Source organism: Desulfosoma profundi (assembly GCF_055387865.1).
Window position 1 is genome coordinate 2,589,741 of sequence record NZ_AP042420.1, and the last position, 20,402, is coordinate 2,610,142.

The 20,402-nt window shown below is 57.4% G+C and carries 15 protein-coding genes; 13 read left to right on the forward strand and 2 right to left on the reverse strand.

Annotation, left to right across the window (positions count from 1 at the left end; translation table 11 throughout):
* The first annotated feature begins 14 nt into the window (after positions 1-14).
* The 10 genes from ftsW to ACZ5K9_RS11240 all read left to right on the forward strand — a co-directional run bounded on the left by ftsW (position 15) and on the right by ACZ5K9_RS11240 (position 12,072).
* On the forward strand, positions 15-1,193 hold the full coding sequence (gene ftsW / locus ACZ5K9_RS11195) for a putative lipid II flippase FtsW (protein WP_464271419.1): 1,179 nt from the start codon (positions 15-17) through the stop codon (positions 1,191-1,193).
* Positions 1,194-1,202: 9 nt separating this feature from the next.
* The gene (gene murC, locus ACZ5K9_RS11200; RefSeq protein ID WP_464271420.1) at positions 1,203-2,615 is read left to right on the forward strand and encodes a UDP-N-acetylmuramate--L-alanine ligase; all 1,413 of its coding nucleotides are present in this window, start codon (positions 1,203-1,205) and stop codon (positions 2,613-2,615) included.
* Positions 2,612-3,523: a UDP-N-acetylmuramate dehydrogenase gene (gene murB, locus ACZ5K9_RS11205; protein WP_464271421.1), complete on the forward strand. Its 912-nt coding sequence runs from the start codon at positions 2,612-2,614 to the stop codon at positions 3,521-3,523. Before murC ends, murB begins: the two co-directional genes overlap by 4 nt.
* On the forward strand, positions 3,520-4,344 hold the full coding sequence (locus ACZ5K9_RS11210) for a cell division protein FtsQ/DivIB (protein ID WP_464271422.1): 825 nt from the start codon (positions 3,520-3,522) through the stop codon (positions 4,342-4,344). The genes murB and ACZ5K9_RS11210 overlap by 4 nt, the downstream gene beginning before the upstream one ends.
* Positions 4,345-4,396: 52 nt before the next feature.
* Complete coding sequence (gene ftsA, locus ACZ5K9_RS11215) at positions 4,397-5,620, forward strand: cell division protein FtsA (RefSeq protein ID WP_464271423.1); 1,224 nt, start codon at positions 4,397-4,399, stop codon at positions 5,618-5,620.
* Between the two features lie 137 nt (positions 5,621-5,757).
* Positions 5,758-6,936 (forward strand): cell division protein FtsZ, encoded by a 1,179-nt coding sequence (ftsZ, locus tag ACZ5K9_RS11220; protein WP_464271424.1) that lies wholly within the window; start codon positions 5,758-5,760, stop codon positions 6,934-6,936.
* Positions 6,937-7,153: 217 nt separating this feature from the next.
* Complete coding sequence (locus ACZ5K9_RS11225) at positions 7,154-8,920, forward strand: radical SAM protein (RefSeq protein WP_464271425.1); 1,767 nt, start codon at positions 7,154-7,156, stop codon at positions 8,918-8,920.
* A gap of 158 nt (positions 8,921-9,078) precedes the next feature.
* Positions 9,079-9,993 carry a DnaJ domain-containing protein gene (locus ACZ5K9_RS11230; protein ID WP_464271426.1) on the forward strand — a complete coding sequence of 305 codons (915 nt, stop codon included), beginning with the start codon at positions 9,079-9,081 and terminating at the stop codon, positions 9,991-9,993.
* A 59-nt stretch (positions 9,994-10,052) separates the two neighbouring features.
* The gene (locus ACZ5K9_RS11235; protein ID WP_464271427.1) at positions 10,053-10,373 is read left to right on the forward strand and encodes a phasin family protein; all 321 of its coding nucleotides are present in this window, start codon (positions 10,053-10,055) and stop codon (positions 10,371-10,373) included.
* 40 nt (positions 10,374-10,413) lie between these two features.
* Complete coding sequence (locus ACZ5K9_RS11240) at positions 10,414-12,072, forward strand: ABC1 kinase family protein (protein ID WP_464271428.1); 1,659 nt, start codon at positions 10,414-10,416, stop codon at positions 12,070-12,072.
* A gap of 97 nt (positions 12,073-12,169) precedes the next feature.
* On the opposite strand, the gene ACZ5K9_RS11245 is transcribed toward ACZ5K9_RS11240, so the two are convergent.
* Positions 12,170-12,493 (reverse strand): IscA/HesB family protein, encoded by a 324-nt coding sequence (locus tag ACZ5K9_RS11245; protein ID WP_464271429.1) that lies wholly within the window; start codon positions 12,491-12,493, stop codon positions 12,170-12,172.
* Positions 12,494-12,730: 237 nt separating this feature from the next.
* On the opposite strand from ACZ5K9_RS11245, the gene ACZ5K9_RS11250 reads away from it, so the two are divergent.
* Entirely contained in the window at positions 12,731-13,975 is a 1,245-nt protein-coding gene (locus ACZ5K9_RS11250) for an MFS transporter (protein WP_464271430.1), read from the forward strand.
* A 74-nt stretch (positions 13,976-14,049) separates the two neighbouring features.
* Here the strand turns inward: ACZ5K9_RS11250 and selA are convergent, their stop codons facing one another.
* A complete protein-coding gene (gene selA, locus ACZ5K9_RS11255; protein WP_464271431.1) occupies positions 14,050-15,471 on the reverse strand; it encodes an L-seryl-tRNA(Sec) selenium transferase in 1,422 nt (473 codons plus the stop codon).
* Positions 15,472-15,694: 223 nt separating this feature from the next.
* Between selA and mfd the strand changes: the two genes are divergently transcribed.
* Together mfd and ACZ5K9_RS11265 are read left to right on the forward strand one after the other, a co-directional pair.
* Positions 15,695-19,366, forward strand: a complete 3,672-nt coding sequence (gene mfd / locus ACZ5K9_RS11260) for a transcription-repair coupling factor (RefSeq protein ID WP_464271432.1) — start codon at positions 15,695-15,697, stop codon at positions 19,364-19,366.
* Positions 19,363-20,355, forward strand: a complete 993-nt coding sequence (locus tag ACZ5K9_RS11265) for a peptidylprolyl isomerase (protein WP_464271433.1) — start codon at positions 19,363-19,365, stop codon at positions 20,353-20,355. Before mfd ends, ACZ5K9_RS11265 begins: the two co-directional genes overlap by 4 nt.
* The last annotated feature ends 47 nt before the right edge of the window (positions 20,356-20,402 follow it).

Sequence of the window (20,402 nt, forward strand, 5' to 3'; positions counted from 1 at the left end):
AGGGCGGCGTGATCATGAGCGTGGGGCCTGGTGAAACGACAGCTGGGATGATGGGCTATGGGCCTCCGGAGAGGGACGGAGAGGAAGCCCGGGCTTTATGGAGTCCCTCTGGACAAATTTGGGCTGTCGTGCTGACGCTCATGGCTTTTGGCATTCTCATGATTTGGAGTGCCAGTGTGTCCACGGCACTGCGAGAGGGTGGATTCCTTGGTGGGTTACCCTCTTATCCACTGAAACAGGCGGTCTTCGCCGTGGCTGGGGTAGCCTTGATCGCATTTTTTGAGCGTTTTCCCTATCGGCTCTACATGCCCTTGTCCAAACTCATCCTTTTGGGGCTGTTGGTCGCTCTGGCTCTCGTTTTGGTTCCAGGCATCGGGGTTGAGATCAACCGGGCGCGCCGATGGTTTGGGTTTGGATCGTTTTTGTTGCAGCCGTCGGAATACGCCAAAGTCGGCTGGGTGGTCTACCTCAGCACGTACCTCGCTCGAAAGAAAGACCACCTGGGTCGGTTTTTTGCCGGCCTTTTCCCATCTTTATGCGTCCTTGGGCTGCTATGTTGCCTTTTGCTGAAGGAGCCGGATTTCGGAACCTGTGCCATCTTGACGGCGGTCAGTTTCGTTTTGTGGACGGCCGGCGGAGTTCCCTGGCGCCATCTCTTTCTCTTTGTGCCACTGGCCGGAATGGGGTTGGCGGCCATGGTCATCCACTCCCCTTACCGACTGGCCCGCCTGATGGCTTTCCTTGATCCTTGGACTGATCCGTTGGACAGTGGCTACAACCTCATTCAATCCCTAATCGCCGTGGGATCCGGTGGGCTGTGGGGCAAAGGACTTGGCGCGGGACAGCAGAAACTCTTTTACCTTCCCGAGCCTTTCACTGATTTCATTGTGGCCGTCTTGGCGGAAGAGCTCGGTTTTATCGGGATCGTGGTTCTCATCGCGTTCGTGATGTTCTTCTTCTCGAGAGGCCTCCTCGTGGCCCTGAAGGCGGTCGATGACCTAGGAGGCCTACTCGCTCTGGGCTTGACCTTTCTCATCGTCTTCCAGGCCTGGTTCAATATTGGGGTGGTGTTGGGGCTTTTTCCTACGAAGGGTTTGACGTGTCCTTTTATGTCCTACGGTGGCAGTTCGCTGACTGCCAACTGCATCGCCGTGGGCATCATTTTGAATGTCGCCCGGCGAATTCGTTCGTGAGGCTCTGAGGTGTATCGACGCTATCAGCATATTCATTTTGTCGGCATCGGCGGCATTGGTATGAGCGGCATCGCCGAGCTGCTGCTCAACTTGGGATATCACGTGAGCGGCTCGGACTTGAGGGAAAGCGACCTCACGCGCCGGCTCCGTGACTTGGGCGCGACAATTTACATTGGCCATCACGAAGGCCATGTGCAGGGCGCCGACGTGGTGGTGTTGTCTTCTGCGGTTGCCGAAAACAATCCAGAAGTTATGGCCGCGAAGAAACTGGGCAAGGTGCCCGTCATTCGTCGGGCGGAAATGCTCGCTGAGCTGATGCGGCTCAAGTATGCGGTCTTGGTGGCCGGCGCCCACGGGAAAACCACGACGACGTCCATGGTGGCCACGGTGCTCGCCCGGGGCGGGCTGGATCCCACGGTGGTCATCGGAGGGAAACTCAACGCTTGGGGCACGAACGCCAAACTGGGTGCGGGCGATTTTGTCGTGGCTGAAGCGGATGAGAGTGACGGGACGTTCCTTCTTCTGTCGCCGACCATTGCCGTCGTGACGAACATTGATTGGGAGCACGTGGATTTTTATCGTGACTTGGAGCACATTCGCGAAACCTTTCTGCAATTCATCAACAAGGTGCCTTTTTACGGCCAAGCCGTCTTGTGCCTTGAAGATGAAAACATTCAACACATCCTGCCCCGGATTCAGAAACGCTTTGTCACTTATGGGTTTTCCTCTCAGGCGGATTTCCAGGCACGGGAAGTCACCGTGGACGGCCTGGGGACCAAATACCGCGCCTATCACAAGGACCGCGAATTGGGGGAAATGCTGATTCCGATTCCCGGCCGGCACAATGTGCTGAATTCTCTGGCGGCTGTTGCTGTGGGAGTGGAACTGGAATTGGAATGGGACGCCATTCGCCTGGGGATTCAGGACATGACCGGGGTCCATCGCCGTTTCCAAATCAAGGGCGAACGTGCCGATGTTTTGGTCCTCGACGATTATGGGCACCATCCCACAGAAATCCGGGCGGTGTTGAAGGCTCTCAGCGAGAGTTATCCCCATCGGCGCAAGGTGGTGGTCTTTCAACCCCATCGGTATACGCGAACCCTCGGCCTGATGGACCAGTTCGCCACCTGCTTCTATCAATCTGACGTTCTTTTCGTCACGGAAATTTATGCGGCCAGTGAACCTCCCATCGAAGGGGTGACCGGGCGGCGTCTAGCGGACGAAGTGGCCAAATACGGCCATCACGACATCACCTTCTGTCCCACGCTGCAAGACGTGACCCAAGCCCTGCTCGATCGGGTCCGGCCTGGGGATGTCGTCATGACGTTGGGCGCCGGGAATGTTTGGCAGGTGGGGGAGTGGCTCCTGGAACAGTTGGAGGCCGGTCCGCCGGCGGACCCTCACGGAAGGAAGGGCGCATGAGCTGGGAGCGCGTGCTTTCGTCTCTTGGAGCCGAAGTGGACGTCCAGTGGAATGTGCCGGCATCGAAGCTGAACACGTTTCGTGTAGGCGGAACCGTGCGATGTGTGGTTCGGCCGAAGACGGAAACGGGCCTTAAGACCCTTTTGAAGAGTTTTCGGGATGAAAATGTTCCGTGGACAATCCTGGGCAGGGGCAGCAATGTCCTTCTTCCGGACGGAGTCTGGCAACATGTGGTGATTCTCTTGGACCAGTGCTGCGGTCATTTCCAGCGGCCCCCACAAGACGACCGGTTTGGGATCGTGCGCGCCGGGGCCGGAATGCCGCTGTCTCAACTCATAAAATTGTCCATGCGCCATGGGTGGACGGGATTGGAATTTCTTGCGGGCATTCCCGCAGCGGTGGGTGGAGCCGTAGTCATGAATGCCGGGACTCGAACGGGCTCGATTGGGGATGTGCTGGAGCGCGTGCGGATTCTCGACGAGGATCTTCAGGAGAAGAGCCTGCCCCGCTCGGCCCTTTCCATGGGTTATCGCTGCGGCGGTCTCCCCAAAGGTAGCGTCGTGCTGGAAGCAGATTTTCGTGTGACGCCGGCCATGCCCCATGAGGTCGCTCGAAGGATCGCCGAAGTTCTTCGTGTAAGACGCCGTACTCAACCCCTCCGGTGGCCTTCCGCGGGCTGTATTTTCAAGAATCCGCAAGGCCGATCCGCCGGAGCGCTCATTGATGAGGCGGGATTCAAGGGGTTTCGGGTCGGGGATGCAGAGGTGTCCCCCATTCACGCCAATTGGATTGTCAACCGGGGGCGAGCGACCCGGGCCGACGTGCTTCAGGTGATCGAAGCTGTCCGAAAAGGCATACAGGAACGATTCGATGTGAATTTGGAGCTGGAAGTCCAGGTGCTGGAATGATGCGGCCCAAACGGAACCGATACCGAAGAGATCCTCGTCGTGTCGGGGGGCCCATCCACTGGGTGGGAGTCATCCTGGTTCTGGGACTGATCATGGGGATCGCCGGGGGCATGAGTGGATTGCTTGCCCGAGGATATGCCGCCTTGCTGGACGCCCCGATCCTCCCCGTGGACTCCGTTGAAATTCGCGGAGCCGTCAAATTGGACCGGAAAACCGTTTTGAATGCACTCGGCCTGCCCAAAGGAATCAATATGCTGCGGCTGCGGCTGGATGTGCTGGTGCAGCGACTCGAGAAACTCCCATGGGTGAAATCCGCTCGGGTGGACTTGGATCCCAGCGGACGCCTCCTGGTCACCATTGATGAGCGACAACCGAAAGCGGTGGTCATGGGGAGCCGTCCGCTGCTCATGGATGATGAAGGGGTTTTGTTTCTCGAAGTGAAGCCGGAAGCCTATACGGAGCTCCCCTATGTGACAAAAGTCGGCGAGAAAAGGCCGACTCTGGGGGATCAAGTTCCGGCGTCCTTTTTGGAGGCCTTCCATGAGCTTCTTGAAGCTCTGGAGGGGGTTCCAGGCCTCGGAGTGCGGTTTGTATCGGAAATCTTGTGGGATTCCCTGGATGGCGTGACGATATTTGCCAATCCCAAAGGAACCCGGATTCATCTTGGCTCCGGGGATTTTTCCCGGAAGTTCCGGCGACTGCGCGCAGTGATTCGAGAACTGGAGCGTCGCGGAGGCCTTGAGGGACTGGACGCCGCGGATCTGTCGTATCCCGATCGGGCCTATATTCAGGGTCGGTTTCAGAAACCGCAAGGAGTGTAACTCTATGCCCACCTTCGGCAAGGGTTGAAACCCTGAGGGTCAAGAGGAGACCATGGCGAAAAGAGACGACCTGATCGTCGGCTTGGATCTTGGGACCACCAAGGTGTGCGTTGTCGTTGGGGAAATGACACCCGAAGGGATTGACATTGTGGGGGTGGGGACGACCCCGTCGGTGGGCATGCGCGGTGGGGTGGTGGTCAACATCGACCAGACCGTCAACGCCATTCGCAAAGCAGTGAGCGAGGCGGAAAGAATGGCAGGCTGCCAGATCTCCGCGGTCTATGCCAGTGTCGGCGGGACGCACATCACGAGCCTCAACAGCCATGGGGTTATCGCGGTCAAGAGCCGGGAGGTGACACGGACGGACGTGGACCGCGTCCTCGAAGCAGCTAAAGCCATTGCCATGCCTTTCGATCGTCGGATACTCCATGTGCTCCCGCAACAGTTTATCGTCGACGACCAGGAAGGCATCCAGGATCCTCTGGGCATGTCCGGAGTCCGGCTGGAAGCTAAAGTGCACATTGTCACAGGGGCTTCCAGCGCTTTGCAGAATATTGTCAAGTGTTGCGAGAGAGCGGGATTGCACGTGCTGGATATCGTATTGGAATCTTTAGCTTCCAGCGAATCCGTCTTGGATCCCGACGAGAAGCATTTGGGCGTCGCCCTTGTGGACATGGGCGGCGGCACCACGGACGTGGCCGTATTTCGGGAACAGGCGATCCGGTATTCCTCGGTGATCGGCCTGGGGGGCAATCATGTGACGTCCGACATCTCCGTGGGGCTCCGAACCGCCATCGACGAGGCGGAAAAGATCAAACGCCAATACGGCTGTGCCTTGATCGAGCGAGTGGATCCTCAGGAAGTGATCGCCGTAGGGTCTGTGGGGGGACAGAAACCTCGGGAACTGGCTCGGTCCATTTTGGCGGAGATCATCGAGGCGCGAGTCGAGGAAATCTTGAAGGTGACAGAATTGGAACTGATCCGCTCCGGCTACATGGAATCCCTTCATGCCGGGGTGGTCTTGACGGGCGGGGTATCTCTGCTCCCCGGAATTCGGGACTTGGCGGAACGTGTCTTTGATCTTCCTGTGCGGGTCGGAGTTCCCTATCGGTTCGGCGGTCTCGGAGATGTGGTGAAAAACCCCGTGTACGCCACGGCCACCGGGCTTCTGCTTTATGGACAGCAGCATGGCCCCGCGCGCCGTCCCAGGCGCTCGGAAGAGGGTGTGTGGCAAAGGGGTTGGGCGATCATCAAGAGACTCCTGAAGGAGTTTTGATCCGGTGTTCTTGCAGATCTCTCGGCGCTGAGATGGATCGGCCGGGGCGGAGGTTTCAAGTGCCCCGCTTGCCAGGCGGGGCTGGACGGGGACGTTAACAGGACAGAAGAAGGGGAGTCGCTATGGAGAGCAAGCCAATGAATGGAGCAAAAATCAAGGTCTTAGGGATTGGGGGCGGGGGCGGCAACGCCGTGAACAACATGATCGATGCAGGCATGGAAGGCGTGGAATTCATTGCCGCGAACACAGACTTTCAGGTTTTGGAGAGAAACAAAGCATCGGTGCGCATCCAGTTGGGGACCAATCTGACCAAGGGGCTCGGAGCCGGGGGCGATCCGGACAAAGGGGCCAAAGCCACCGAGGAAGATTTGGATAAGGTGCGGGAAGCGTTGCAGGGCAGCGACATGGTCTTCATTACCGCAGGTCTCGGTGGAGGGACAGGAACGGGGGGTGCGCCGATTATCGCCAAAGTCTGCAAGGAATTGGGGGCCTTGACGGTGGCGGTGGTCACCAAACCCTTCAGCTTCGAGGGCAAGGTCCGACAGCGCAATGCGGAACAAGGGCTCAAAGCCTTAAGCGAAGTGGTGGATACCCTCATAAGCATCCCTAACAACCGCCTGACCAGTTTAGCCGATCGGCGGGCGACTCTCCTTGAGATGTTCCGGAAAGCCGACGACGTTCTGCTCCACGCCGTCAAAGGCATCTCGGACCTCATCATGAATCCCGGTCTGATCAATGTGGATTTTGCGGATGTGAAGACCGTCATGAGCGAGATGGGGCTGGCGATGATGGGCACGGGCGTGGCCAAAGGCGAAAACCGGGCGGCCATGGCGGCCCAGATGGCTATTTCCAGTCCGTTGTTGGAAGACATTTCCATCCACGGGGCGCGCGCGGCCTTGATCAATATCTGTGCGGGTCCGGATCTGGGCATGTACGAGTTTGAAGAAGCTTCCACGATCATTTATAACGAAGTGGACAACGAAGCTCAGATCATTCTCGGAACGACCATCGACGAATCCATGGGCGATGAGTTGCGGGTGACGGTGATTGCCACGGGGATCGGGCAACCGAAGACGCAAACCAAACGCGATTTGTCGCGCGTCGCAAAGATTCGTCCGGGTGTCGCCGCGGAACCCATCATTCCCCATGTGCCGGAAACAACGGTGATGCCCGCGGCCGCCAGTGCGGCAATCCGGGATGACCTGATCCTGGAGGATCGGCCCAAGAGGCGGAGTTTCTTCAAAAGACTCACAGGAGGAACGGTCGACGAGGAAGACTGGAACATCCCCACATTCATTCGGAAACAAGCGGATTGATCGCGTTTGGCTTTTCCTGGCATGACTCCCCGTCCTGTGGTGTGAAGGAAGCGGCGACGGGTCCCGAGTATGGGTTCGGCGTGGGGGACCGTCCCGCTTCCGAGACAATAAGCTCATGGGGTCTTCTCTTCAGGGAAAGGGGATAGTGCATGGGTTTCCAGCTCGTTGAGGCGTGCTGTGGGAGTGTTCCCTCCGGAACTGTCGGCTCCACACGGTGATGAGTTGGAAACAAAAAAGACTGTCCCAGCTAAGGCTTTCGAAAGAGAAAACCATCCTCTCCTGGAGGGAGGGAGGACCGGTTCGCATTGTTCTCGCGTTTCCCAACACATACCGGGTTGGGATGTCCAACCTCGGTTTCCAGACAGCCTACCGACTCTTCAATGAAATCCCCGAAGTGACCTGTGAAAGGGTCTTTTATCCAGATCCCGAGCTCGTGGGGGAATATCGTTCGGGTGAAGCAAAACTGGAGTCCATGGAGACTTCACGGCCCCTGACAGACTTTCACCTCATCGCCTTTTCCATATCGTTTGAGAACGACTACCCCGCGGTCCTGGAAATGATCCATTGGGCCGGGCTCGCCATGCGGAGCGCTCACCGGCATGAGAGGGACCCTCTGGTGGCCGCAGGAGGTGTGGCCGTCTTTCTCAATCCGGAACCCTTGGCGGACTTTATGGATTTTTTCTTCATCGGGGAAGCGGAAGGGATTATCAGGCCGTTTGTCCACACGTGGATGGCGGCGGCTCAGGCGCCTTCACGGGAGGAGATGCTGGAGACGTTGGCGGCTGAGTGTCCCGGGATCTATGTGCCCCGGTTTTACATTCCCCGTTATGCGGGGAGGGGCGTTTTGGAAGGAATTGAGCGAAGAAAGAAAGCACCCCGTCGGGTCCGGGCCGTCAAAGTGGATCTGCATCGCTTTCCACCGGCGGCTTCGGTGACCATCACGGAAGAGACGGAATTTTCAAACATCGCGCTCATTGAAATCGGCCGAGGGTGTGGCCGAGGATGCCGGTTTTGCGCTGCCGGATTCGTTTATCGACCGTCTCGATTCCATGCGGTGAAAGCGATCGAATCTGTTGCGGAAGAGTGGTTGGCCCACACCTCAAGGATCGGCTTGGTCAGTCCTGCAGTTTCTGACTACCCCCAAATGGATCTCTTATGTCATGGCCTCCTGGAACGGGGCGTCCAGATCCATTTTTCATCCTTGCGGGCGGATAAAGTCTCTCCGGATATCTTGAAAGCCCTAGGGGAGAGTGTGTTGAAGGGGGTCGCCATTGCCCCCGAAGCAGGATCGGAGCGTCTGCGCTCGGTCATCGGAAAAAGCTTGACGGACGAGGATGTCCTCTCGGCGGCGGAACGGCTGACCGAAGCGGGGGTTTTTCATCTGAAGCTCTACTTGATGATCGGCTTGCCGTCTGAGATGCGCGAAGATTTGGCGGCGACGGTGGATTTGGTCAAAAGGGTGAAACACCGGGTGTTGGAGCGCAGTCGTGGGCGGAAAAGAATCGGCTTGATCACCCTCAGTATCCATTCCTTCGTCCCCAAACCCTTCACCCCATTTCAGTGGGCGTCTTTCGCCGGCGTTGGGGAGTTGAAGGCAAGAGCAAAATGGCTTCAGCAGGCTCTCGGGAAGGTCGCCAATGTGCGTGTACACTTCGATTTGCCCAAATGGGCCTATGTCCAAGCGCTTCTTTCTCGAGGGGACCGTAGGGTGGGCGAATTGCTGGAAAAGACGGTGGTGAAAAATCTCAGCTGGTCTCAAGCCGCCAGGGAGTCGGTCCTGAATCCTGATTTTTGGGTGATGCGGGAAAGAAACGATGACGAAATCTTTCCGTGGGAGATCGTGGACCACGGAATCAAGAGATCGTTCCTCCGCCGTCAATACGAGCAGGCCTTCCAGGGGGTGCCTTCGGCGCCGTGCGCTCCTGAGCCGGGATGCCGAACGTGTGGCGTGTGTGTCCGCTCGGGTGTTGTGGCATCCTCATGATCTTATTAAAAATGTGGAAAGCAGTGAGGATTTCTTTCACCACCGGTGTCAGATGATGCTAAACTACCATAGATTGCTGTCCTCAATCGCTCTTCGGGACACCCGGCGTCATATGCACCGAAGGCGCCGAGAATCTTGATTGGTGAAAGGGAAAAACGATGACCTCAGGCCGCAACGACTACTACAGCATTCTGGGGGTTTCCCCCGATGCGTCTCCAGAGGAAATCAAGAGGGCTTTTCGCAAATTGGCCCTCGAGACCCATCCGGACCGTAACCCTGGGGATCCTGCGGCAGAAGAACGGTTCAAGAAAATCAACGAAGCCTACGGTGTGCTGTCCGATCCTCACAAGCGGGCCGAATACGACAGATTTCGGGGGTTGGGATTCCAAAACGGCGGCAGTTATGGGCCTTCAGGAGGCTTCGGGTACAGCCAGGAAGACATCTTTCGCGACTTCTTCATGAGCCGACAGGCTCAAGAAGTTTTCTCGGAAATGCGTCGAGAATTCGAACGCATGGGGTTCCGATTCGATGAAAGTTTTTTGAACAATATCTTTTTCGGAGGGAAGACGTTTGTCTTTCGGACAACCATGTGGGGGGGGCCTGGTGGCGTTCGCGTCTATCGGTACTCAAGCCGACCGGAAACCGGGCCTCGATCGGAATCCGGCTCGGATTTTCCCCAAGGTTCGAAAAAATCTTCACTTGTGCTGCCCGTGCTGAAGGTGGGCGCGACCCTGCTCTATCAGGCGGGCAAAAGCATGGGCAAACGCCTGGTGCGGAAGGCATTGGATTGGATGGGCTTGGGTCAAGAGGGAGCCTCCAAGACAGCTGCAGACACCGGAAATGCTGACGTGGTGTATCGACTGACCATCGATTTGGAAGAGGCCCTCCATGGGACGGTCATGGAAGTGGCTTTACCCCATTTAGACAACAAACGGGTGGCGGTGAGGATTCCACCCGGGGTTTCGAACGGCACGCGGCTGAGGTTGAAGAATCTCGGGAAAAAAATCCATCGCCATGGTTCATCGGTGCGGGGAGATACATACATCGAGCTGCGGGTCGAAGGGATGGGATGAATCCCGGTCCGATGCCGTTTCGGGGTTGGCGGGGATCCACAGGGAAAGGAGTGGGTGTCATGTTGGAACTGATCAAGAAAGGGCTCTTGGCAAGCCTCGGCGCCGTGGTGATGACGAAAGAAAAGGTGGAAAAAGCGACTAAGTCCCTTGTCGAGGAGGGGAAACTTTCCAGGGAAGAAGCCGACAATCTGGCCGAGGAGCTCATTCGCAGCGGCGAGAAACAGTGGGAGGAGATTCAGACATCGCTCAGCGAAAACATCAAGAAGGCCGTGGAACGTGTGGATGTGGCGCGGCGCAGTGAACTGGAGGCACTGAAAGATCGAGTGGAAAATCTGGAAAAACGTGTCTCCATGCTGGAAGAACGTGAGAACCGCGCGTAGCGATCGGGATGGACACCGCCGGGGGCCATGAGGGGGCTGTGTGGACTTCAAGACGATCATGCACCTGGGGCGATTCAAAGACATCGCCGTCATTCTTTTCCGGTACGGCTTTGACGATGTCTTGTTCCGTCTCGGTTTTCCCACACGCCATCTTCCTGGAGTCCAATATCCCCCTGATGTCGAAACCACGACTTTCGAAAGAATCCGTCGGGCTTTAGAAGACCTTGGTCCTACCTTCGTCAAATTCGGCCAGATGATGAGCCTCAGGCCGGATCTTCTCCCTTATCCCCTCATCCAAGAACTGAGAAAACTGCGGGAAAGCGTTGCTCCCGTGTCTTTTGAGGCGATTCGGTCCGTATTGGAAAAGTCCCTGGAGCAGCCGCTGGAGGTCCTGTTTTCGCAATTTGAGGAGAAGCCTTTGGCGTCGGCCTCCATGGCCCAAGTGCACCGGGCCGTCTTGTCCCGGTCCGGACAACCGGTGGCGGTCAAGGTCCAGCGGCCGGGGATTGGCCAAATCATCAAGAAGGATCTCTACATCCTCGAAAGTGTAGCGCACGAGATCCACGAGCGATTGGAAGATTTTCGCGTTTATGAATTGCCCAATCTCGCCAAGGAACTTCGGCGAACGATGACCCGAGAGCTGGATTTTACGCTGGAGGCCAGAAACATCCGCATTTTCCGGGCAAATTTCCGAAACGTGCCGCATTGTTTCGCCCCCGAAGTTTTGGATGATTACGTGCGCCGCCGTGTGCTCACCATGGAACTGATCGAGGGTCGGCGGCTTTCGGAAGTGATGTTCGAAGCCGACGAGGCCGAGCGATTGACATTGGCGAGGCTTGGACTGAGGGCCATGGTGAAGCAGATCCTGGAGGATGGCTTTTTCCATGCCGATCCCCATCCCGGCAACATCTTAGTCACAGGCGATGGGAGCCTGTGTTTGCTGGACTGGGGCATGGTGGGGCGCTTGAGCCGCGAGACGCGCTATGAGATCATTGAGCTGATCCATGCCATTGTGGAAAAAGATAGCGATCGGGTTTTGGAAATCGTCTTGGAATTCGCTCGGGGTGGGAATTCTTCCGCGGACCGTGCATTGATTCACCGCGAAATTCTGGATCTCCTCGATGCCTATCACGGCATCCCCCTGGAACAGATGGACCTCGGCTCGCTTCTGATGGATATCGCGACGATGTTGCGCGATTACAAGCTGCATTTGCCGTCGGATTTGGCCATGATGATTCGGGCACTCATCACCGCCGAGGGCACGGCGCGGGAGCTGGCGCCGGAACTCAATGTGATTGAAGAAGCCGAGGATTTGGTCAAGCGTCTGTCCATGGATCGATGGAAGCCCGCAGAGCTGTTGCGGGGAATCCGCCGCACGATGCGACACCTTGGCCAGATGCAAAGGGATGTTCCGCCGCGCATCCTCCAAATTTTGGACAAGATCCAGCGCGGGGACTTAAATGTTAAATTTCAACATGAAAACCTAGGCGATCTCAGGCGCACGCTGGACAGTATGTCCAACCGATTGACCTTGGGGCTTATCATCGCGGCGATGATCATCGGTTCGTCCATGATTATCACCACGGGGGTGGAGCCATTCCTCTTCGGTTATTCCGCACTCGGGATTATCGGCTACCTGACCTCGGGGCTCTTCGGCCTCTGGCTCATCGTGACCATTATTCGTTCCCGGCGGTTTTGACAATTGGGCAAACCCATTGACGATCGCAGTTCCCGCGGGACAAAAAAGAGGGCCCTTTGCGGGCCCTCTTGCATTTGTCAGATAAGGGATTTCCGGCTCAGCCGCAGGAGCTGCCGCACGAACTCCCGCATCCTCCTCCGCCGATCGGCACTTCGGAAAGCACGCGGAATCCGGAAACCATGCCGTTATCCACAAAGTCGACGGTTAGAGATTTTGTGAATTCCATCAAGTTCTTGTTGACCACCAAGGTGAAGCCGTTGACTTTGAAGACCGCATCCGTGTTTGTAGGTTCATCCAGAACCATAGCCAATGACGGGCCGCTTCACCCGCCCTGCTGGAGGAAAATCCGAATAGGGTGGATCTGCTTGTCCTGGAAGTATTCCTTGAGGACCTCTTCCGCTTTCGGAGTCATGTGAACCATTGTGTTCTCCTTTTTCTAAAGGCTTTTTCACTCAAATAGGCACGGTTTCCCGCTGAGTCAACGTGAGCAGGCGCGCACCTTAGCAATGATTGCTCCAATTGAAAAGCGGGATTTTCGGCCTTGTGGACCCTGATGGAGGAAAAAGCGTGGTTGTCTCCTCACATGGCTTCCAGATAGGATGCCGCGGATTGTGTTTGGACACGATGGATCAATAATGGACCCTTTCGGGAGGTTTGAGTGAAAGAGGTTCGCTGGCAGCGCAATTTGTGGATCATGTTTGCCGCCCAGCTACTTTCTGCCGTTGGATTTTCCGTCATCTTTCCCTTTCTGCCCCTTTACGTCCAACATCTGGGCTCAGCCTGGCATTGGGATACCAGGCTGTTGGCGGGACTCGTTTTTTCGGCTCAGGCCGTCACCATGATGATCGCTTCGCCCATTTGGGGTGGTTTAGCCGATCGATTGGGACGAAAACTCATGGTGGAACGATCCTTATTCGGGGGCGCCTTGGTTTTGGCGGCCATGGCTTTTGTGCGCTCTGCAGAGGAACTGGTGGCCCTTCGAGCACTTCAGGGGTTGATCACCGGGATTATTTCCGCCGCTAACGCTTTGGTGGCGGCGGCGGTACCTCGGGAACGCATCGGGTACGCCATGGGGGTCATGCAGTTAGGACTCACCGGGGGCATCGCCATCGGGCCACTGCTTGGAGGAGTTCTTGCCGACACCCTAGGTTACCGATCGGCTTTTTTGATTACGGGAGGTCTTTTGGCTGCGGCCGGCGTCCTAGTGGCACTGGGCGTTCAAGAAGTGTTTCAGTCCTCCGGAGGGGTGCCATCGGGCCGCTTTTCCGCAGGGCTATGGGAGTCCTGGCGGAATGTTCTCCAACGTCCAGGCGTGGTCATGGCTTATGGACTACGTTTCTGCGCTTATCTCGGGCGCATGATGATTGTCCCCATCGCGCCTTTTTTTATTCAGAGCCTTTTGGAACCAGGGGCGTCGGTGAATACCTTCACCGGCCTTCTCTTTGCTGTCGTGGCCGCCATGGGCGCTTTTTCCGCCGTTTTCTGGGGAAGGCTCGGAGATCGGATCGGGCACGAACGGGTATTGGTGGTGTGTGCGGTTTTGAGTGGTTTGGCCTACCTTCCCCAGAGCCTGGTCCGGGAAGCGTGGCAACTGTTGGCGCTTCAGGCCGTGTGCGGCTTCGCCATGGGCGGCACCCTCCCGTCCACGAGCGCGCTTCTTGCCGCGTACACGGCCCAAGGGGAAGAGGGCTCTGTGTACGGTCTCGACAGCTCGGTTGTGTCCGGATCCCGGGCCGTGGCGCCCCTGCTCGGCGCAGTGGTGGCCGGCGGTTTCGGCCTTCGCGCCACGTTTACGGCCACGGGAATGCTTTTCCTCTTTATGGGGATTCTCGCTCTTCGAGGACTTCCTCCCGTGCGGCGAGGACGGCCTTCCGGGCCGGTGTTTCCAGGGGAGGTCTCCTAAAAGGCCTCACAATGTTATCACCAGGACGAATGTCCTACGGACGGTGCCCCACAGTGTTTGGCCATAGCCATTCCTCATGCGGATAATCGAGCAAACGCCTGGACGATGATTTCGGCATCTCCTTCTCGGAGGGTCCGCATGTCCATGAGGAACCGATCCGATTCAATGCGGCCGATGATGGGCGGGTTGTTGGCTCTGAGGGACTGTTCCAGCCGAGCGGCACTCCATTGCTTCGAGGAGACGGCCACGACGAAGGTCGGAAGATTCCTTTCCGGCAAAGCGCCTCCGCCGACTTGGGAGACACTCTCCAGCACTTCAACATTCACAGAGGTGCCGTTGAAGTTCTTTTGGATTTCCAGTGCCAGGCGATGCGCCGCCTCTTTCAAGGTATCCAGAGGCCTGGCGATCATTTCCAGTGTGGGAATGCGGCGCCACGCTGTGGGCTCGTCTCGGTATAAGCGCAGCGTGGCTTCCAAAGCGGCCAAAGTCATCTTATCGACCCGCAGAGCCCGGGTGAGAGGGTTTTTCTTGCATTGGGCGATGATCTCCTTGCGGCCGAGAATGATTCCCGCCTGTGGACCGCCGAGCAATTTGTCCCCGCTAAAGGTCACCACGTCCACTCCGGCTCGCAGCGCTTCCTGGGCGGTGGGTTCACGAGGCAGCCCATATGGGGAGACGTCCACCAGGGAGCCGCTTCCAAGATCTTCCGCAACCAAAAGATTGTAGCGGCGGGCGAGCCGGACCATATCTTCTAAGGAGACTTCGGCCGTAAATCCTACGACACGGTAGTTGCTGCAGTGGACTTTCATCAAAAGCCGGGTGCGCTCACTAATGGCGTTTTCGTAGTCCCGCAGGTGCGTTCGATTGGTGCAACCAACTTCTCGAAGCACGGCGCCGCTGGCGGCCATGACGTCGGGAATACGGAAGGACCCCCCGATTTCCACCAGCTGGCCTCGAGAGACGATCACCTCGTGGTCCTTGGCGAGGGTGTTCAGAACCAAAAACACCGCGGCGGCGTTGTTGTTGACCACCAGGGCGGCTTCGGCGCCGGTGATTTCCTTGAGGATGGCTTCCGCATGCACATATCGTGAGCCTCGCCGGCCGTGGACAAGATCGTATTCCAGATTGGAATAGCTTCGGCATACCACTTGCAACCTCTCGACCGCCTCTTCCGCCAATAAGGAGCGCCCGAGATTGGTATGCACCACGATGCCTGAGGCGTTCACGACCGGTTGAAGGGTAAACGCGTTCTTTTGGGCGCACAAGACCGCGGTGCGGTTTGCAAGGTCCTCGACGCTGGGAACGACAGCGGACGTGTCGTCCGGGTGGGACAAGATGTGGTGCCTGACGCTTTCCAGCACCTCGCGCACGCCGTCTACCACGATCTTTCTGGGCATGTGTGAGAGCAAGCTTTGCGTGATCTCGTGTCGAAGTAGTTCATCGACGCTGGGAAGTCTCCTGAGTCGATCTTGAATGGTGATTTCATTGTTCAGCATTGTCCCTCTCCAGGTCCATGGTGTGACTCGGGTCAAGATACCCGAAAGAACAAAAATTATAGCCGATCTCCCGACGGAGAGAAATTCTCTCGTGGAAACCTCCTGTGTGTGGAACTATTTTGCGATCCTTACGGTTTAAAAGCGGGCGGGTCAGGCTTCGTCTTTACGCCCGGACGGTTCGGGATTATCCTGGGACAAAAAGCGGTGGAGGTGAAAATAAGCATTGAACTCCAACTATTCCCAACCCATGGAAAAAGAGCACGAAAGAGTTTTTCGGTCCGATATTTCCTATTCCGCCTCGCAGCTGATGGATCTCCTTCGGACAAGCTCCGGTCCCCTTTCTCTCTCCCGCATGCCGCCTTCGGCCCTGGCTTTGTGGGCGGCGCATCTCCTCCAAAAGTGGAAAAGGCCGGTGATCGTGGTCACCGTTTCTGACCGCGAAGCGGGGTCCTTGGCCGAAGAAATCCGCTTCTACCAAGAGCCCCCGCGGACACCGGACCCCCTGAGCCGGAGGCTGCATGTGTTCCCGTCGCGTTTCGGCCATCAGGCTCAGGTGCTGGGGAAAATGGAGTATACGGCACAACGGTTGAGCACTCTGTGGAGCCTGAAAAATCTTGTCGAGGCGCCCATAGTGGTGACGTCGGCCGCGGCGGTCATGGAGAAGGTCATTCCACCTCAAGAGCTCCAGGAGAGCAGCGAGTACCGCGTCGTGGGCGAGGCGGTGGATGTGGATGCTCTGGTGCGCCGTTTGGTGGCCGGCGGCTATTACCCGGCTGCCTTGGTGGAGGAGTACGGCGATTTCAGCCGCCGTGGGGGCGTTTTGGACGTGTATGTTCCTTTGTATTCGTGGCCGGTGCGTCTGGAATTTTCAGGGGATGTTTTGGAATCCATCCGTTTGTTCCACCCCGGGACCCAACGTTCTCTCGCCTTGCTTGAGGAAGTGGTCCTGTGTCCGGCCAGTGAAATCATTTTCCATGACAAGGCTCGTGAGCGAGCCCGGCGTCTGGTCATGGAAGACGTGCATTTGGGGCGGATGAGTCCATCGCAAGGGAACTTGTGGCTCGAAAGGCTGGAAACGGGGCATCAGCCCGCGGCGTTCGAATCCGTCCTTTCGGTTTTTTATGAGAATCTCTCGACGTTTTTCGATTATTTGCCCCAAGAGGCCATCGTGGTTTGGGCCGATTTCGTGGAGGTTAAAAGAGAACTGCATGAAGCTTACGGCCGCATCCTGTGGGAATGGGGACGTAGGGAGGGCGACGAGGCGTGGCGGCGCCCCGTGGAAGAGCTTTTTCTGGCGCCGGAATCCGTGGACGCCTCCGCGTGGGCCTTTCAAAATGTCTGGGTCAATGCCTTATCCGACCGGCACGCCGCAGCTGTCCACTGCGACGTGGGCGTGCGTACCCAAAGCGACTTGGGCCTGGCCTTGAAGTCCCATCCCAAGAGGGAGAGACTCCTGGAGCCTGTGGTGCAACACATCCGCTCATGGCAAGAGGAAGGCCTCAACGCGGTGATCGTCAGTGACAGTCCCGAGCAATCCAAAAGGCTCAAGGAGCTTCTTAGTCATTACGGGATGGAGGCGACAGGCACGGTCCGGGGTCGAGACCTGCTTACCCTTCCCAAACCTGAGGCGCGGGAGTTGTTTCTTGCCGTTGGGCCGATGAGATCCGGATTTGTGTGGCCTGCTGAAAATCTGGCGGTTATCTCGGAGACGGAACTTTTCGGGAGACGTCGCGCCCGGTCTCGGACCAAGAAGAGTCTTGCAGGGTTATTTCTCAGTTCTTTCGAGGACCTGCATGAAGGAGACTTTGTGGTCCATGTGGACCATGGGATCGGCATATACCGTGGACTGGTGCACTTGACGGTGGGCCCCCTGGAGAGCGATTTCCTCCATCTCGAGTATCAGGATGGGGATCGGCTTTACGTCCCGGTGGACAAGCTCCACAAGGTCCAGAAGTACTTGGCGTTTGAAGGCGCCGAAGTGCGCGTGGACAAGTTGGGAGGTCGGTCATGGGAAACCGCCAAGAAAAAAGCCCGTGAATCCGCCGAGCGGGTGGCCGAAGAATTGCTCAGGATATACGCGCTTCGTCAAGTTCGGGAGGGCACGGTCTTCAGCCCGCCGGACAGTGTTTACCGGGAGTTTGAAGCCACGTTTCCATTCGACGAAACGCCCGATCAAATGCGCGCTATCGAAGATGTCTTGCAGGACATGTGCTCCCCGCGGCCGATGGACCGGCTTGTGTGCGGGGACGTCGGCTACGGCAAGACGGAAGTCGCCTTGCGGGCAGCTTTTAAAGCGGCTATGGACGGCAAACAAGTGGCCATGCTCACGCCGACAACCGTTCTGGCCGAGCAGCACTATGCCACGTTTCGAGAAAGGTTGAAGGATTTTCCCATCACCGTGGATGTGCTCAGCCGATTTCGCACAGCGGCTGAGCAGAAACGCATTTTGGAGGCACTCCGCTCCGGAGGTCTGGACATTATTATCGGCACACATCGGCTTCTGCAAAAGGATGTGGTCTTCAAGGACTTGGGACTGCTCATCATCGACGAGGAACAACGGTTCGGGGTGAAGCACAAGGAGCGGATTAAAGAACTCCGAGTCGCCGTCGACGTCTTGACGCTCACGGCGACACCGATCCCGCGAACGCTCCATATGGCCCTGACGGGCATCCGAGATCTGAGCACAATCGAGACGGCTCCCCAAGATCGGAAAGCCGTCGAAACGGTGGTCTGCCCCTTCGACGAACTGACCATCCGCGAAGCCATCACGAGGGAGCTCCACCGTGGCGGGCAGGTCTTTTTTGTGCACAACCATGTTCAGACCATTTTACGCATGGCCGACAAGATCCGAACCCTGGTGCCCGAAGCCAGGATCGCCGTGGCCCACGGCCAGATGAAAGAACGCGAGTTGGAAAAAATCATGAGGGATTTCGTCCACAGAAAGGTGGACGTGCTGGTGTGTACGACCATCATTGAATCCGGTTTGGATATTCCCGCCGCGAACACCATACTGATCAACCGGGCGGACAAGATGGGACTGGCCCAAATTTACCAACTTCGGGGCCGGGTCGGGCGGTCTGCCGAACAGGCTTACGCCTACCTGCTCATTCCGGGGGAGCATCTCGTGACCCGGGATGCCCAAAAGAGACTTCGGGCCCTCATGGACTTCAGCGAACTGGGGTCGGGATTCAAGATCGCCTTGAACGACCTGCAGATCCGGGGCGGAGGGACTATTTTAGGTTCCGCCCAGTCGGGGCACATCGCCTCCGTCGGCTACGAGCTCTATTTGGAGCTGCTGGAGGAAACGGTGCGGAAGATGAAAGGGGAGGCTCCGGAAGAAGAGTTTCCGGATCCTGAGATCGCCGTTCCCATCGCCGCCTATGTCCCAAATAGTTTCATGCCCATTCCCGATCAACGGCTCGTGGCCTACAAGCGCTTGTCCGGAGCTAAGAGTCAGCAGGAAATCGACGACATCGCCAAGGAATGGCGTGACCGATTCGGCCCCTTGCCCGACGAAGCGAAGGCCCTTCTCGTGCTTGCCAGATTGCGACTCCTGCTCAAGGCGCTGCGGATCACCCGACTTGAAGGCACAGCAATGACCTTTACCTGCACCTTTGCCGAACCCTTTCCTGTGTCCTTGGATCTGGAGTCTCTGAGCGACGCCAAATGCACCGTCAGCATGCCGGGGGAACGCAAGATGGTGGTGGACTTGGAGGCGCGGTCCAACCTGGCTGCGTTGGTCCGGCTGAAAAGGATCTTGCAAGCGCTTGTGGATCATGTTAGAGACCTTAGTCAATTCAATAGGTTAGTTTCCCCTCACCCTTCCATGACGCAGAGCTCGGTCATGCGAAGCGACGGGGGCTCCTCTGGACAGAAAGGACGCGAGGCGCGATGAAAAGGGGGATTTGGGGAGCGTTGGCGGCTGGTTCAGCGGCGGTGTGTGTGATGCTCATGGTTCCAGGGGCGGTCCATCCAAAGACGGCGGATTGGATTGTGGCCGTGGTGAACGATGATGTGATCCTGAACAGTGAGCTTCAGCGCCGCGTGGAAGGTGTGGTCAAAGCTGCGGGCCAGCTCCGGGAGGCACCCCCTCTGGGCCCCGTGGAATCGTTGCGCAAGGAAATCTTGCGCCAGATGATTCACGAGAAATTGGCCGCGCAAGAAGTGGCACGGCTTAAAATTACCGTGAGTGACTCGGAGGTGGAGGAGGCCCTCGAGAGCATTCAAAAGTCAAATAACGTGAACCGCCAGCAGCTGGAGGCCATGCTTCGTGAGGAGGGTCGCAGTCTGGAAGATTTCAAGAAAACGATCCGCCAGGACATGGAGAGAGCTCGGCTGATTGAGAGGGTTTTGAAGTCAAAGACCGTGATCACCGACGAACAGGTTCACGATGCCCTGAGGCGCCAGGTGCGCAGCCCTGACGAAGAGCGGCATTTGGCGGTCATTTTTCTGTCGGCCCCGTCGGCGCCCGAAGCTCGACAAGCGGTGCGGTTGAAAGCCCAGGACATTCTCAACCGCATCCGGAAGGGCGAAAGCTTTGCCGACTTGGCCCGCGCGTACTCTCAAGGTCCCGGGGCTGAGCATGGTGGGGACATCGGCACGATTAAAGCGAAGGATATGACCCCGGGTTTGGAACAAGCGACGCGGGATTTGCAGCCGGGGCAGGTCAGTGAAGTCTTGGAATCGGCCAACGGATTCTATGTGGTAAAGCTCGTGGATGTGAAGCGGCCCGCTCCCGGTGCCGTGGACGAAAAGCTTAAAGAAAAAGTCCGGCGGGAGCTGTTTCAGTTGGAAGTGAACAAGAAGTACGACCAATGGATTCGGGATTTGGAGACCAAGTCTTTTATCCAGATCCATTTGGATCCCCCGGCGTCGGGCTCCTAACGGGAGAAGCACGCAAAGCCTTCCGAAATGCGACAAGAGAGGAATCC